The 14,300-nt window shown below is 68.1% G+C and carries 14 protein-coding genes; 6 read left to right on the top strand and 8 right to left on the bottom strand.

The features are described 5' to 3' along the window. Positions 1-31: 31 nt before the first annotated feature. From GGR25_RS06415 to GGR25_RS06435, 5 genes are read left to right on the top strand one after another with little or no spacing between them, the layout of a single operon-like run. Entirely contained in the window at positions 32-871 is an 840-nt protein-coding gene (locus GGR25_RS06415) for an ABC transporter permease (RefSeq protein WP_183397935.1), read from the top strand. After that, positions 868-1,710, top strand: a complete 843-nt coding sequence (locus GGR25_RS06420) for an ABC transporter permease (protein WP_183397936.1) — start codon at positions 868-870, stop codon at positions 1,708-1,710. The genes GGR25_RS06415 and GGR25_RS06420 overlap by 4 nt, the downstream gene beginning before the upstream one ends. Further along, entirely contained in the window at positions 1,707-2,747 is a 1,041-nt protein-coding gene (locus tag GGR25_RS06425) for a dimethylarginine dimethylaminohydrolase family protein (RefSeq protein WP_183397937.1), read from the top strand. The genes GGR25_RS06420 and GGR25_RS06425 overlap by 4 nt, the downstream gene beginning before the upstream one ends. A gap of 2 nt (positions 2,748-2,749) precedes the next feature. Continuing rightward, on the top strand, positions 2,750-3,817 hold the full coding sequence (locus tag GGR25_RS06430; protein ID WP_183397938.1) for an ABC transporter ATP-binding protein: 1,068 nt from the start codon (positions 2,750-2,752) through the stop codon (positions 3,815-3,817). Positions 3,818-3,873: 56 nt separating this feature from the next. Further along, positions 3,874-5,229 (top strand): M24 family metallopeptidase, encoded by a 1,356-nt coding sequence (locus tag GGR25_RS06435; protein ID WP_183397939.1) that lies wholly within the window; start codon positions 3,874-3,876, stop codon positions 5,227-5,229. Here GGR25_RS06435 and GGR25_RS06440 read toward each other — a convergent pair. Both GGR25_RS06440 and GGR25_RS06445 read right to left on the bottom strand, forming a co-directional pair. Next, positions 5,208-6,716 (bottom strand): xylulokinase, encoded by a 1,509-nt coding sequence (locus GGR25_RS06440; protein ID WP_183397940.1) that lies wholly within the window; start codon positions 6,714-6,716, stop codon positions 5,208-5,210. The two genes, GGR25_RS06435 and GGR25_RS06440, sit on opposite strands and share 22 nt — an antisense overlap. A gap of 252 nt (positions 6,717-6,968) precedes the next feature. Beyond that, positions 6,969-7,187, bottom strand: a complete 219-nt coding sequence (locus GGR25_RS06445) for a DUF4287 domain-containing protein (RefSeq protein WP_183397941.1) — start codon at positions 7,185-7,187, stop codon at positions 6,969-6,971. 263 nt (positions 7,188-7,450) lie between these two features. Between GGR25_RS06445 and GGR25_RS06450 the strand changes: the two genes are divergently transcribed. After that, positions 7,451-8,242 carry a DUF2161 family putative PD-(D/E)XK-type phosphodiesterase gene (locus GGR25_RS06450; RefSeq protein ID WP_183397942.1) on the top strand — a complete coding sequence of 264 codons (792 nt, stop codon included), beginning with the start codon at positions 7,451-7,453 and terminating at the stop codon, positions 8,240-8,242. A gap of 27 nt (positions 8,243-8,269) precedes the next feature. Here GGR25_RS06450 and GGR25_RS06455 read toward each other — a convergent pair whose 3' ends face one another. From GGR25_RS06455 to ccoG, 6 genes are all read right to left on the bottom strand, one after another. Beyond that, positions 8,270-8,710: a lipid-binding SYLF domain-containing protein gene (locus GGR25_RS06455; protein ID WP_183397943.1), complete on the bottom strand. Its 441-nt coding sequence runs from the start codon at positions 8,708-8,710 to the stop codon at positions 8,270-8,272. 152 nt (positions 8,711-8,862) lie between these two features. After that, positions 8,863-9,591: an SIS domain-containing protein gene (locus tag GGR25_RS06460; protein WP_183397944.1), complete on the bottom strand. Its 729-nt coding sequence runs from the start codon at positions 9,589-9,591 to the stop codon at positions 8,863-8,865. A gap of 200 nt (positions 9,592-9,791) precedes the next feature. Next, on the bottom strand, positions 9,792-9,956 hold the full coding sequence (ccoS, locus tag GGR25_RS06465; protein ID WP_183397945.1) for a cbb3-type cytochrome oxidase assembly protein CcoS: 165 nt from the start codon (positions 9,954-9,956) through the stop codon (positions 9,792-9,794). Further along, entirely contained in the window at positions 9,953-12,244 is a 2,292-nt protein-coding gene (locus tag GGR25_RS06470) for a heavy metal translocating P-type ATPase (RefSeq protein ID WP_183397946.1), read from the bottom strand. The genes ccoS and GGR25_RS06470 overlap by 4 nt, the downstream gene beginning before the upstream one ends. Next, a complete protein-coding gene (locus GGR25_RS06475) occupies positions 12,241-12,735 on the bottom strand; it encodes a FixH family protein (RefSeq protein ID WP_183397947.1) in 495 nt (164 codons plus the stop codon). The genes GGR25_RS06470 and GGR25_RS06475 overlap by 4 nt, the downstream gene beginning before the upstream one ends. Continuing rightward, on the bottom strand, positions 12,732-14,291 hold the full coding sequence (gene ccoG / locus GGR25_RS06480; protein ID WP_183397948.1) for a cytochrome c oxidase accessory protein CcoG: 1,560 nt from the start codon (positions 14,289-14,291) through the stop codon (positions 12,732-12,734). The genes GGR25_RS06475 and ccoG overlap by 4 nt, the downstream gene beginning before the upstream one ends. Positions 14,292-14,300: the final 9 nt, after the last annotated feature.

A 14,300-nucleotide genomic window follows, 5' to 3' on the forward strand; every position in this document is an offset into this window, starting at 1 on the left:
CGCATGACGAGAGCCGCAAGACGAGGGCCATATGACCCGCTTCCAGCGCTGGGCGCTCGCGCTCACCGTGCCGGCTGCCGTGTTGGCGATCGGCCTCTATGTGTTTCCCATTTTCCAGGTTCTGGCGCTGAGCTTCCTCGAGCCGAAACCGGGGTTCGGGAACTATGTGAGCCTGTTCGGCAATGCCGCGATCGGCCGCGTGGTCCGCACGACGATCATCGTCTCGGTGCTGACGACGGCGATCACGGTGGTGCTCGCCTATGTCGTCGCCTTCGCCATCGTCCAGATGCCGCGCGGCCGACGCCGCGTCGCGCTGTTCCTCGTCATGGTGCCGTTCTGGATCTCCGTGCTGGTGCGCGCCTTTTCCTGGATCACCATCCTGCGCCGCAACGGCGTCCTCAACACGGTGCTGACCGAGGCGGGCGCGATCTCGGAGCCGCTCGACCTCGTCTACAACCAGTTCGGCGTCATCGTCGGCATGGTCCACTACATGATGCCGTTCGCGATCCTGCTGCTCGTCGCCAATCTCGGCGATATCGACCGCCGCATCATCCAGGCGGCCCGCTCGCTGGGCGCGCAGCCGGCGACGGTGTTCTGGCGCGTCTGGCTGCCGCTGAGCCTGCCGGGAGTTTCGATCGCGACGCTCTTTACCATCATCTTCTCGCTCGGCTTCCTGGTCACGCCGGCGATCCTCGGCGCCGGCCGCGTGCTGATGATCGCCGAGTACCTCTCCGTGCAGATCTCCTCGACGCTGCGCTGGGGCGTGGCGACGGCGCTCTCGACGCTGATGCTGGTCGCCGTCGGGCTGCTGGTGGCGGGCGCCATGCGGCACCCGGCGATGCGCGCCGCCTTCGGGGGAGGACGCGCATGAGCCCCGCCCGCCGCCTGGTGCAGATCGGCCTTCCCAAGCTCGCCGCCTGGCTGCTGCTCGCCTTCCTCTTCGTGCCGATCCTCGTCGTTATCCCGGTGTCGCTGACCGATCGCGACTATCTCTCGCTGCCGCAGGACGGCGTCTCGCTCGCGCACTACGCCGCGCTGCTCGACTGGCGCGCCGGGTGGCTTTCCAGCATGGCGACGAGCCTCGCCATCGCCTTGGCCTCGAGCGTCCTCGCGACCGCCGTGGCGGCGGCCTATGCCATCGGCGCCTTCGTCTATGTCGGCCGTTGGCCGTCGCTGCTGCGCGTCGTGCTCCTGTCGCCGCTGATCGTGCCGCCGATCATCTATGCGGTCGGCATGGTCAAGCTCTGGTCGCGCTTCGGGCTGCTCGACAGCTGGATCGGTGTCACCATCGTGCATGTGATGCTGGCGATCCCGCTCGCTGTCCTGGCGATCGGCGCGAGCCTCTCCAATCTCGATCCGCGCATGGTCCAGGCGGCCCGCTCGCTCGGCGCGCGTCCGCCGACGATCTTTCTCCGCGTCATCCTGCCGAACCTCGATTCCGGCATCGGCGCGGGCGCGATCCTCGCCTTCATCACCTCCTGGGACGAGATCACGGTGACCTTGTTCATCACGGGGCGGCGGATCGTGACGCTGCCGCGCCGGATCTGGACCTCGATCGCCGATTCCGTCGATCCCGCACTCGCCGCGATCGCCTCGGCGCTGCTGCTGGCGACGCTCCTCGCCCTTCTCATCCGCCTGTTCGTGTTCGAGCGCGGCGGCTCCCTCTCACGATCAAATCCGAAAATTGCTGCGAAAGGAACGTCCTCATGAACGCCCTCGTCAAGCCGAATGCGAGCGCGCATACGCCCGCGATGAGCGAGCACGAATACAAGGAGGCGAAGTTCTTCCAGACCTTCGGCTCGGTTCCGTCGCCGGCCTTCGACGATCCGGACGAGCAGACTCGCGTCTGGGGCCGCCCCTGGGGCTGCACCACCGATGTCGGCAAGCTGCGCGCCGTGCTCATGCACCGGCCGGGCGACGAGTTGAACATCGTCGAGGACAAGCCGATGCCGGAGATCGGCGGCTTCGGCGATCCGGAAAAGGGCTGGTACTGGATCGGCAAGACGCTGCCGGATCTTCCCGCCATGCAGGAAGCGCACGACAAGTTCACCGCGCTGCTGCGCGCCGAGGGCGTCGACGTCGTCCTGATTGACAAGGCCGCACCCGGCGCGATGAAGCAGATCTATTGCCGCGACAGCGTGATCTCGGTGAAGGGCGGCGCGATCGTCACGCGCCTCGCCCGCAAGGTCCGCCGCGGCGAGGAACTGGCCGTGACGCAGGCGCTCGCCAAGGCCGGCTGCCCGATCCTCGGCACGCTGCATGGCGAGGCCGTGTTCGAGGGCGGCGGCTTCGCGATCCTCGACGAGAAGACGGCCGTCTGCTCCGTCTCGGTCGCCTGCAATCCGGAAGGCGTGCGCCAGGTCGAGATGCTCTTGAACAGCGTCGGCGTCGAACTGATCAAGGTGCCGATGCCGGGCTATCGCATCCATATCGACGGCTCCTTCATCATGATCGACCACGACAAGGCGATCGTGAACATCAACGAGCTGCCCTACATCTTCATCCAGGAGCTGGTGAAGCGCGGCATCCAGATGATCGAACTGCCGCCGGAGGACAACGCCTTCTCGCTCAACTGTCTGGCGCTTGCCCCCGGCCGCGTGCTCATGCACGAGACCCGCACGCCGCGCCTTGCCGACCGGCTCGACAAGGCGGGCGTCGAGGTACTGACGATCGACTATGAATGCGTCGAGCTCGGCGGCGGCGGCATCCACTGCTCGACCGGTCCGCTCGCCCGCGACCCGGCCTGACCATGGCGTTTCTCGACATCCGCCGCCTGCGGAAATCCTATGGCGCGGCGGTGGCGCTCGGCGGGGTCGACCTCTCGGTCGAGGAGGGTGAGTTCATCACCCTTCTCGGCCCCTCGGGTTCGGGCAAGACGACGCTGCTGATGTCGATCGCCGGTTTCATCAAGCCGGACGAGGGCGGCATCGTCCTCGCCGGCACCGATGTCACCGATCTGGAGCCGGAGGATCGCAATTTCGGGCTGGTCTTCCAGGGCTATGCGCTGTTCCCGCATCTCTCTGTCCGCGACAATGTCGCGTTCCCGCTGAAGGTGCGCAAATGGGAAAAGCGCGCCATCGCCGAGCGCGTCGAGGCGATGCTGGCGCTGGTCGGGCTCGATCAACTCGCTGCCCGCAAGCCGCGCGAACTCTCGGGCGGACAGCAGCAGCGCGTCGCGCTTGCCCGCGCGCTCGCCTACAGCCCGCGCCTTCTCCTCCTCGACGAGCCGCTCTCCGCGCTCGACCGCTCGCTGCGCGAGACCATGCAGCGGGAACTGAAGCGGCTGCATCGCGAGACGGGCGTGACCTTCATCTTCGTCACCCACGACCAGGAGGAGGCCTATGCGATGTCGGATCGCATCGCCGTCTTCCAGAACGGCCGCATCGTCCAGATCGGCGCGCCGCGCGATATCTACCGCAATCCCGCCTCGCGCTTCGTCGCCGGCTTCATCGGCGGCAACAATCTGATCCGCGCCCGCTTCTCGCCCGAGACCGGCACGCTGTCGCTGCTCGGGCGCGAGATCGCGGCGCCGCAGCATTTCGACGTGGCGCTGCACCATCGGGACGGCGACGTCTCGGCCTGGATCCGCTCGGAGGACATCGCGATCGGCGGCGCCGAAGCCGGCTTCGAGAGCTTCGACGTGACCGTGATCGATCGCGCCTTCATCGGCACTGGCGAGCGCATCGCCGTCCGCACCGGCGACGACGAGGAACTGGCGCTCGTCATCCCCGACGGGGCCGCCGACGCGGTTGTCGTCGGCGCGCCCTTGCAATGCCGGGTCCGGCCTGACCTGATCGGCTTCCTGCTTCCCGATTGAAGCGTTGGCGCCGCCATCACCCCCGCAACCCTCTTCGAACCATCCAGCGAGACCCCATGTCGATAGCGCTCCGCCCCATCACCCTTCCCGATTTCGGCACCCCGCTCGCGCGCCCGCTCATCCCCGCGCAGACCTATGCGGGGCGGGCCGAGGCGGCCCGTGCGGCGGCCGGGACGGATTGGCTCGTCGTCTATGCCGACCGCGAGCACTTCGCCAACATCGTCTTCCTGACCGGCTTCGAGCCGCGCTTCGAGGAGGCGCTGCTGTTGCTCGGGCCGAAGGGCGAACGCATCATCGTCGCCGGCAACGAGAATATGGACTACGCGCCGATCGCGGGCCTCCCCGACGTCTCGGTCCGGCTCTGCCAGGCGCTGAGCCTGATGGCGCAGGATCGCAGCCTCAAGCCGAACCTTGCCGCCGTGTTGCGCGAGCTCGGCATCGGCAAGGGCGACAGCATCGGCCTCGCGGGGTGGAAATATGTCGTGCCGGAGGAGTGGGATGGACCGAAGCCGACCTTCTTCGTTCCGGCCTATGTGGTCGACAGCCTGGCGCTGGTCGCCGGCGCGATCACGGACGCGACGCATGTATTGATGCATCCGACGCATGGCCTCCGCGCCGTCGTCGACGCCGACCAGATCGCCGAGGCGGAATGGGCCGCGACCCGCGCCTCGCTCGCCGTCTGGCGCATCGTCTCCGGCTTCACGCTCGGCGACAACGAGCTCCTCGCCGCCTCGCGCATGGGTTATGCCGGCGAGCCGATGAATTGCCACCCGATGTTCACGACCGGTGACGCGTCCCGGCCGGTGATCGGCCTCAAGAGCCCGTCCGCGCGGCAGGCGGCGCGCGGCGACGGCGTCACCACGGCGGTCAGCTTCTGGGGTGGGCTGACCGCCCGCGCCGGCCTGGTCAGCGATCATGACGAGGATTTCGTCGCCGTCGCCAGCGCCTATTTCAAGGGCCTGCTCGCCTGGTACGAGACCGCCGATATCGGCGTCGAGGGCGGCGCGATCCACGAGGCGGTCGTCTCGACGCTCGCCGCAGGCGGCCTCCGCCCGGCGCTCAATCCGGGCCATCTCACCGGCCATGACGAGTGGATGAACTCGCCGATCTGCCCCGGCTCGAGCGAGAAGATCGCCTCCGGCATGCCGTTCCAGATCGACATCATCCCCGCGCCGATGCCGGCCGGCTGGGCACTCAATTGCGAGGATCCGGTCACCTTCGCCGATGCGGCGCTCAAGGCCGAGATCGCCGCGCGCCATCCCGAGGTCGCCGCCCGCTTCGAGGCCCGGCGTGCCTTCGTGCGCGACCAGATCGGCGTCGCGGTGAAGGAGAATGTCCTGCTTCTCTCCGCGATCCCGCTCGTGCTGCCGCCGCTCTGGCTGAAGAAGGGCTATGCGCTGACGAGGGGCTGAGGCGCCAGCAGATCCGGCCGGCGCGCGGCCTTCGCCTTATCGAAACGGCGACGGAGTTCGGCGGTCTCCGCACTCGACCGCGGTTCGGTCGCCGGGCCTTGCGGTGCGACGAGCTTTCGGGCGCTGGCGAGGCTGCCGCCGAACCAGCCGATGCCGACGCCCGCGATCAGTCCCGCCCCGAGCGTCGAGGCATCGGCGACCGAGGCGCTGACGACCGGCAGGCCGCTGATATCGGCGAGAAGCTGCGGCCAGAAGGGCAACCGCGCGCCGCCGCCGGAAAAAAGGATGCGCCTGCGCGGTGCGATGGCGCCGAGGAGATCGAGGCTCGCGGCGACATCGGCACTGACGCCTTCGAGGATCGCGCGCAGCATATGCGCGCGGCCATGCGCCATGGAGAGGCCGAGAAAGGCCCCGCGGGCCGCATTGTCGAAGGTCGGGCTGCCGCCGCCGGAGAGATAGGGCAGGAAGATCAGCCCGTCCGAGCCGGTCGGGACCCGCGCTGCCTCTTCCGCGATCGGCGCGATGAAGGCCGGGTCTGGCCGCGCCGCGCCGGAGAGCAGCGCGGTCAGCCAGGCGATCGCGCCGCCGCCGCCGAAATGCGAGGCGATGGCGTAGAGCTGGGGTCCCTCGGGATAGGGCAGCGTGTTCATGCGCCCGACCAGCGCCGGCTCCACCCCCGGCAGGCCGGCGATGACGTTCGCGCTGGTGCCGATGGTGACCGACATGTCGCTGGCAAGGTCCATGCCCGCGCCGAGCAGCATGGCCGGCATGTCGGCCGCGCCCGTGACCACGGGAATGCCGGCCGGCAGCCCCAGCGCCGCCGCTGGCCCCGGCAGGAGCGGGCCGGCGATCGCGTCGGTCTCGCGCAGCCGCGGCAGCTTGTCGAAGGCGATGCCAGCGGCTGCGGCCAGATCCTCCGCGAAGCCCCAGCGTCCGGCCTCGAACAGCATGGAATTGCCGGCGTCGGTCGGATCGCTCGCGACATCGCCGGTCATCCAGAGGCGCAGCCAGTCCTTCGGCCCGAGGATCGCGGCAGTCTGCGCCCAGACCTCCGGCGCATGATCGCGCCACCACATCAGCTTCGGCAGCGTCAGATGCGTTCCGGGCAGGTTGCCGGTGCGCCGCGCCAGAGCATCCGCCAGCGCCGGAGCGATGCAATCTGCCTCGGCGGCGGCGCGCTGGTCGGTGATGGTGTGGCAGGGCCCGAGCGCTGTGCCATCGGCGCCCACCAGCACCGGCGCGCTCATATGGCCGGAGAACGAGATCGCCGCGACGGCGACATCACCCGCCGCATCAAGCGCCGCGCGCACCGCCCCGATCGCCGCCTCGCGCCAATCCTCCGGCCGCTGCTCGGAAAGCCCCGGTCCCGGCTGCGCCGTCGCATAGGCGACCCGCCCACCCGCGATCACCCGCGCCGATTGATCGACCAGAACGGCCTTGACGGAAGAGGTTCCGATATCGATGCCGAGCACGGCGGGAAGAGGCATGGGATCAGTCCGCAAAGGGTGTGTCGCGGCTGTTTCGTATAGGCTTTTTCCGCCGAGGGGAATGCGCAGCCACCGCCCTCTCGCGCTGAGCCGAACGCAGCACAGTGCTTGTCATTGCCGGGCTTGACCCGGCAATCCAGACTTTCCTTTTCTCGCAAACCGTCTTTCGCGGCGGGGCAGCAAGCGCTGGATTGCCGGGTCAAGCCCGGCAATGACAGCGGAGCGAGCCCCGGAGGCATCGTTCCGCCCGTCCTAAGCCTTCCGGTCCTCGGCCAGCGTATGGGCCACCAGCGCATTGGCATGGCCGTGGCCGAGCCCGTGCCTCTCCTTGAGGAACGCGACGAGCTGCATATGCGTCAGCCCCGATTGCGCGCGGATCAGAGCTTTCCAATGCGCGATGGGCTGGCCGTATGTCTTCTCGATCGAGGGAAAGTAGCTCGCCGGTCCCATGACCTTCTCGGTGTCTGCCATCTGGTTTCCTCCGCTTGCCGTGCGCCAAAAGCAGGCTGCACCGTCCCCCGATCCGGGGCAAGTCGCATGGCATCAAGCCACAGGCCGTGTATCCAACCTGGGCTCCTGTCCGACTCGTGCTGCGCGTTGTCCGAAGGTGCGAGAGGCGGAGTGTCCCTCGGTGAAGCTGCGTCGAGCCGCCATCGAGCAGAACTAAACCCCTGTTTGCCGCTCCTAAACCACTGGCGGGTCATGTTCGGTGCGGTCCGAACCGGAGGCGCGATGTGGAGACGTCCCTTTATGAGCCCGTCAAACGCTTCCTGGAGCAGTTCGGCTACACCGTCAAAGGCGAGGTCGGGCACTGCGATATTGTCGCTCTGAGGGATGATGATCCCGCGGTGGTGGTGATCTGCGAACTGAAGTTGGCGTTCAATCTCGAACTCATCCTTCAGGGCGTCGACCGGGCAACCATGGGCGACGAGATCTGGCTGGCGGCTCAGCTTTCGATCCGGGGGAAGGGGCGGGAGAGCGATCCGCGCTATCGCAATCTCTGTCGCCGCCTCGGCTTCGGCTTGCTGGGCGTTGCGACATCGGGCGCCGTCGAGATCCTCGTTTCTCCGACCGCACCGATGCCGCGGAAGGATTTGCGCCGGCGCTCGCGTCTGGTGGAAGAGCACAAGCGGCGCAGCGGCGATCCTGTCGCCGGCGGCGGGACCCGGAAGCCAATCATGACAGCCTATCGACAGCAGGCACTCGCCTGTGCCGCCGCCATGGCGTCGTCGCCGCAAAGGCCGCGTGACCTCAAGCCGTCGTTCCCCGACGCCCAGAAGATTCTTCGCCGCAATGTCTATGGCTGGTTCGAGCGCTCGGCGCGTGGCGTCTACGCGTTGACCGATACGGGGCGGAGCGCATTGGCGTCGTGGCTTCCCGGGGCCGCCGTCGGCGCGATGCCCGAAGGCGCCCTGGCCGGCGACGCGCCATACTCCGAGGAGGCGCGCGAGGTCGGCCAAGGGGGCAAGTCCTCTGACCAGCGCGTCCGGCTGCGGCCGGACGCCTGGGAAAGTCCTGCGTCGTAACGTCGGATGGCTCGACGTTCGGGGGACTTACTTCACCGAAATGGCCATGCCGCTGAGATCGACATTGATCTGGAGGCCGACCTGCTTGCCGGTGAGTTCGAGCTGCGCGCCCTTCTCGTTGGTCATGACGATCACCTGACCGCCCTTGACGGCCGCGCCGCCGCCGCCCGCCGCCGCATAGACGCCGGCTACGTCCGACGCGCGACGAATATTGCGCACCTTGCCCTGGAAGTAGGTCTTCGACGCGCCGAAGGCGAGCCCGCCCGAAAGGCCGGCGATCGCAATGGGATAATTGCGGCCCTTGAAGGTCAACGTGCCTTCGCCGCCCGAGCCGCCGATGAAGAAGGCGGCCTTGTAGACGGCGAAGCGGATCGTGCCGGTATCGGCGTGCGCCGCGCTGGCGGCGCTGACGGCCAGGCCGGCGATGACGGCAACCGCAGCTGAACGAAGACGGGGCGAGATGTTCATGGTGTCAGTTCCTCGAGAGCGGCCCTGACCCGCCGGGTCGGGCTCTTCGGCATCTTACCAAAGCTCCCATTGAACCGTCTCGCCCGTGATTGGTTCCACGCGCGGATTTGCCGGCATGCTTACCGCGGGCTCTCCCTGATCCTGCTGAAGGATCAAAGGTGGGGGTTGCGCGCGCGATATCTCTCGACGAGCCTTTTGTTGTGCTCGTTGGCCCCCGGCATATTGGCGCTGCGATAGACAGGGGCTTCGAGACCTCTCTCGGCGAGATCGGCAGCCGCCTGGACCAGCACGGCATTCAGCATCGCCGCGCCGAGAAGCGTCGAGACGGGACCGGCCGAAACCTCGTCATCGATGGGAACGACGGCGTCGCCGGCCGGCGCGCCGCTGTCGATCACGACGTCGGAAACATCGGCGAGGCGCTGGCGGCCATTGGCGGCGGCGGTCGAATAGGCAAGCGAGGTGACGCCGATCACCGGCGTGCCCTGCGTGCGGGCATAGCGGGCGGCCTCGACGGGCACCGCATTGACGCCGCTGGTCGAGAACACGAACAGCGCATCGTCAGCGCCGAGCGGATAGCGGGCAAGGATCACGTCGGCGAGCCCGGACATGCGCTCCATCCTGGTGCTGGCGATCGCGCCCTCATGCACCATGACGGTCGTCGACAGGATCGGCACCACGCAGGCGAGCCCCCCGGCGCGGAAATGTCCTTCCTCGGCCATGAGATGCGAATGGCCGGTGCCGAAGATGTAGATGACGCCGCCGCGGGCGATCGCCTCGGTGCAGAGCGCGGCAGCGCGCAGGATCGCGTCCGATTGCGTCTGCGCTGCCGTCGAAAGAAGGTCTTGGGCCGCCTTCAGATAGATCTGGGCCGCGTTGCTCATGCGTTCGTGCTCCCGGGTGCGAGGCGCTATACCATCGACGTCGTGCAGGCTGTCAAGTAGCGCGGCCCTTGGGGCACGATTTCCCGAAAATGCCCGTGAGAAGCTATTTCTGCGAGAGAACGCCGCACGATAGGCGGGGGCAGGGCGGTGCGGATCCGCGTGAGAAGAGGACGTCGGTCAACGCCGTGCGCGACCGCGTATTAGCGCGGGCGCTTGTCCTGCGGCGGCGGTTCGTCCGTCAGGATGCGCAGCGCGTCGCCGTCCAGGTCGTCGAACTGGCCGCTGCGATAGGCCCACAGGAAGGCGGCGAGGCCGAGCGCGCCGAGGCCGAGCGCGATCGGGATGAGGAACAGCAGATTGTTCATCCGAACCGCACCTCCGGCCGATAGGCGGCCGCCGGCGGGGCGGAGACCTTTGCTTCGTCCCTGAGCTTCAGCCGCAGCCGCAGCGAATTGCCGACGACGATCAGCGACGAGGTCGACATGGCGATGGCGGCGCCGAGCGGGGTGACGAGGCCGATCACGGCGAGCGGCACGGCGATCATGTTGTAGCCGATGGCGAGCGCCATGTTTTCCCGCACACAGGCGAGCACGGCCTTCGAGACGACGAGACTGTCGGATACGGCCGTGAGCGAGCGGCCGGTGAAGACGAAGTCGGCATTGGCGCGGCCGACCTCGGAGGCGTCTGCCGGCGTGATCGAGACATGCGCCGCGCCGAGCGCAGGGGCGTCGTTGATGCCGTCGCCGACGAAGAGAACCGGGCCCTCCGCGGCCTCCAGTTGCGCGATCCGCTCGGCCTTGCCGGCCGGGCTGACCCGTGCGCCGACATGATCGGGGGAGAAGCCGAGGCGCGCGCCGACTTCAGCGGCCGGCTCGGGGGCGTCGCCCGAGAGGAGATAGCGCGGCAGGCGGGCGCGGTCGAAGGCCTGCATCGCCGCCTCGCTGCCCGGACGCAGTTCCGCGCGCATGCGGATGGGCGTCGCCCGCGCGCCGCCAATGGCGAACCAGAGATCGCCCGTGCCGGCCTCGTCCTCGTCCGCGGCGATCGCCTGCACGAAGTCGCGGCGTCCGAGCCGCGCGGGCAGGCCGCCGATCCGTCCCTCCATGCCGAAGCCCGGCCGCTCGACGACCTCCGTCGCCTCGGGCGGCACGATACCGCGGAGCCGTGCTTCCGCCGCGATCGCGACCGACAGCGGATGGCGGCTGCGCGCGGCGAGCGACGCCATGCGGGCGAGATCCGCATCGCCGGTCTGCTGGTCGAGGGCGAGCGTCGGCAGCGTGAGCGTGCCCGTCTTGTCGAACACGACGACCTTGGCTTCCGCCATGCGCTCGAAGGCGGATCCGGTGCGCACCAGGATGCCGCGCTTCAGCAGCAGGCCGGCGCCGACGACCTGCGCCACCGGCACGGCGAGGCCGAGGGCGCAGGGGCAGGTGATGATAAGGACGGCGACCGCGGCGGAAAACGCCGCATGGGCACTGTGGCCGGTCAGCATCCAGCCGGCGAAGGTCAGCGCCGCGGCGAGATGGACGAACGGCGCGTAGATCGACGAAATCCGGTCGCCGAGGCGCACATAGGAGGCCTTGCCCTGTTCCGCCGCCTCCATCAGCCGCATCATCTCCTGGATGAGGCTGTGCTCGGCATCGGCCGTGGCTTCCATGCGCACCGGCGCAGAGAGGTTCAGCGCGCCGGCCTCGATCCTGTCGCCGGCGCGGACCGGAACCGGCAGGCTCTCGCCGGTCGCGAGCGAGCGATCGATGTCGCTCGCCTGGCCGGCGGCGATCACGCCATCGACCGGGAAGCGCTCGCCGGCCGCGACCTCGAGTACCATGCCCGGCCGGATCTCCTCGACCGAGATGAAGCTGGATGCGCCGTCGGCGCCGATGCGGATCGCGCCGCGCGCCGCGATACGGCTCAGATTGCTGATGCCGCTCCGCGCCTTCTCGCGCATGACATGGTCGAGCACACGGCCGACCAGCAGGAAGAAGATCAGCATCACCGGCGCTTCGAACCAGGTCTCGCCGCCGCCGATCGTCGCCTCGTAGAAACTGTTGCCGAGCGTCAGCAAGACGCCGATCGCAATCGGCACGTCCATGTTGAGCTGCCCGCGACGCAGGGCGCCATAGGCCGAGCGATAGAACGGCTGCCCGGCATAGAGGACGGCCGGCACCGCGATCAGGCCGGAAATCAGCTGAAAGAGGGCGCGTGTCGCATGATCGGCGCCGGCCCAGATCGAGACCGACAGCAGCATGACATTGGCCGCGCCGAAGCCGGCGACGACCAGCGCACGCATCAGGCCGGCGAGGACGGGGTCGCGGCCATTGTCGTTCGCCGTCCCGACGAGGACTGGATAGCCCAGCTTCTCCACCGTGCGGACGATCTCGAACGGATCGGCCAGCGCCGCCGACGCCGCGACGGCGACGCGGCGGGTCGAGAAATTGACCCGGGCCTGGCAGACGCCCGGCGTCTTGGTCAGCGCGTTCTCGAGCTTCACGATGCAGTCGGCGCAATGGATCGACGGCACGGTCAGCATGTAGTGCGTCAGCCCGTGACCATCGTCGCGGCCGGACCGGACGAATTCCTCCGCGCGCAGACGGCCTTCCTCGATCTGGACAGCATCCTCAGATCCAAGGCCCGGCGCGCAGCAGGTGCTCATGGACGTGCCTCCGGCGTGTCGCTCAGGATCACGCGATGGGTGGAGAGATAGGTCTCGCCGCTGTCCGCCGTGACCGTCACCGTCGCATCCCAGGAGCCGGACGTCAGGCTTGTCGGCATGCTGACGGGACCATAGCCGTTCGCCTCGCCCTTCAGTTCATGATCGTCGCGATCGGTGGTCGGGCGGGTCATCTCGACGTCGATCACGCCGCGGATCGGCGTGCCATGGCTGTCGCGGGCATCGACGACGACCGCATCCTCGCGCACGGCGACATCGACCTTCCAGCCGAGCGCGGACTGGCGGCGCATGGCGTCCAGCTTCTCGTTGAAGTGCTGGCTCGCGACATAGGAGTTCTCGACGACGAGACCCGCGAAGGAGGACGTCGCCGAATAGGCCATGAAGATGTTGACCACGATCACGACCGTGAAGAACGAAACCATGATCAGCAGCATATGCGTGCCGGTGAAGCGGCGTTCGACCGTCTCGCTCATCGTCCATCCTCCTTTGGCATCTCGAATACGGCGGCGCTGCGGCTGGTTTCGCCAGCGGTCGCGTCGCTCGCGACAATGCTGAAATCGAGCCGCTCGCCCTTGGCGGCCTCCGGCGGCAGCGCGACCAGCAGGCGCAGCGTCTCGACCTGGTCCGGCGGCAGCGCGATATCGGCCGTGTTGCCGACCACGGTGCGCCCGGGCAGGGCTATGGTCGCGCCCGGCAGCCCGTCGATCGAGAGGCTGACGGTGCGCGGCTGGTTGGTCATGTTCGAGACCTTGACCGTATAGGCGTTGCGGATGCCGCCGTCGGACAGACGCACATAGAGCGGGTTGCGGTCGTGCAGGACCGAAGTCTCGAGCCGCTGGCGGGTCGCGAGCGAATAGGCCATCGCGACGCCGATCGCGGACCAGAGCACGAGATAGATCAGTGTGCGCGGTCGCACGAGATGGCGCCAGTTGAAATGGGCGAGGCCTGCCTTCAGCGGGCCGGTGCCGTTCTCGCGGACATTGCGCGGATCGATCGCCCCGCTGTTCCCGCGGGCGATCGCCATGTTGGTGTTGTAGTCGGCGAGCGTCGCATAGGAGATGAGGCCGTGATCCCGGCCGATCTTGTCCATGACGCTGTCGCAGGCATCGATACACAGCGCGCAGGTGATGCATTCCATCTGCTGGCCGTCGCGAATGTCGATGCCCTGCGGACAGACGGCGACGCAGGCATTGCAGTCGACGCAGTCGCCGACGCTTTCGCCGGCCGCCAGCGCGCGCTTCTGGTGCCGCGAGCGCGGCTCGCCGCGCCAGTCATTATAGGTGACCGTGAGCGACTGCTCGTCGAGCATGGCCGACTGGATGCGCGGCCAGGGGCACATATAGGTGCAGACCTGCTCACGCATGAAGCCGCCGAGGATGAAGGTCGTCGCGGTCAGGATGGCGACGGTGATGTAGGCGACGGGGGCCGCCTGCAGCGTGAAGACCTCGCGCGCCAGTGTCGGGGCGTCGGCGAAATAGAAGATCCACGCGCCGCCCGTCGCGACGGCGATGAGTAGCCAGACCGCATATTTGGCGCTGCGCTTCGTGAACTTGTCCAGCGACAGCGGCGCCTTGTCGAGCGCGATGCGCTTGTTGCGATCGCCTTCGAAGAAGCGCTCGACCACGAGGAACAGGTCGACCCAGACCGTCTGCGGGCAGGTGTAGCCGCACCACACGCGTCCGGCGACCGACGTCACCAGGAACAGTCCGAGACCGGCCATGATCAGCAGGCCGGCGACATAGAAGAATTCCTGCGGCCAGATTTCGATGAAGAAGAAATAGAAGCGCCGGCTGGCAAGATCCACCAGCACGGCCTGATCGGGTGCATGCGGTCCGCGATCGAACCGCAGCCAGGGCGTCAGGTAGTAGATGCCCAGCGTCACGGCCATGATGATCCACTTCAAGCGGCGGAAGGCACCTTCCGCACGCTTGGGGTGGATCTTGGTCCGCGCCGCGAAGAGCGGCCCGCGTCGGCCGGCGCTGTTGACAGCCTCGGCATTCAACCGGTCGACGCTTTCCTGCACGCTCATCTGCGTTTG

The organism is Kaistia hirudinis (assembly GCF_014196455.1).
Lineage (GTDB): Bacteria > Pseudomonadota > Alphaproteobacteria > Rhizobiales > Kaistiaceae > Kaistia > Kaistia hirudinis.

Coding starts and splice junctions, on each gene's coding strand:
- GGR25_RS06415 (WP_183397935.1), top strand. CDS start 32: ATGACCCGCTTCCAGCGCTGGGCGCTCGCGCTCACCGTGCCGGCTGCC.
- GGR25_RS06420 (WP_183397936.1), top strand. CDS start 868: ATGAGCCCCGCCCGCCGCCTGGTGCAGATCGGCCTTCCCAAGCTCGCC.
- GGR25_RS06425 (WP_183397937.1), top strand. CDS start 1,707: ATGAACGCCCTCGTCAAGCCGAATGCGAGCGCGCATACGCCCGCGATG.
- GGR25_RS06430 (WP_183397938.1), top strand. CDS start 2,750: ATGGCGTTTCTCGACATCCGCCGCCTGCGGAAATCCTATGGCGCGGCG.
- GGR25_RS06435 (WP_183397939.1), top strand. CDS start 3,874: ATGTCGATAGCGCTCCGCCCCATCACCCTTCCCGATTTCGGCACCCCG.
- GGR25_RS06440 (WP_183397940.1), bottom strand. CDS start 6,716: ATGCCTCTTCCCGCCGTGCTCGGCATCGATATCGGAACCTCTTCCGTC.
- GGR25_RS06445 (WP_183397941.1), bottom strand. CDS start 7,187: ATGGCAGACACCGAGAAGGTCATGGGACCGGCGAGCTACTTTCCCTCG.
- GGR25_RS06455 (WP_183397943.1), bottom strand. CDS start 8,710: ATGAACATCTCGCCCCGTCTTCGTTCAGCTGCGGTTGCCGTCATCGCC.
- GGR25_RS06460 (WP_183397944.1), bottom strand. CDS start 9,591: ATGAGCAACGCGGCCCAGATCTATCTGAAGGCGGCCCAAGACCTTCTT.
- ccoS (WP_183397945.1), bottom strand. CDS start 9,956: ATGAACAATCTGCTGTTCCTCATCCCGATCGCGCTCGGCCTCGGCGCG.
- GGR25_RS06470 (WP_183397946.1), bottom strand. CDS start 12,244: ATGAGCACCTGCTGCGCGCCGGGCCTTGGATCTGAGGATGCTGTCCAG.
- GGR25_RS06475 (WP_183397947.1), bottom strand. CDS start 12,735: ATGAGCGAGACGGTCGAACGCCGCTTCACCGGCACGCATATGCTGCTG.
- ccoG (WP_183397948.1), bottom strand. CDS start 14,291: ATGAGCGTGCAGGAAAGCGTCGACCGGTTGAATGCCGAGGCTGTCAAC.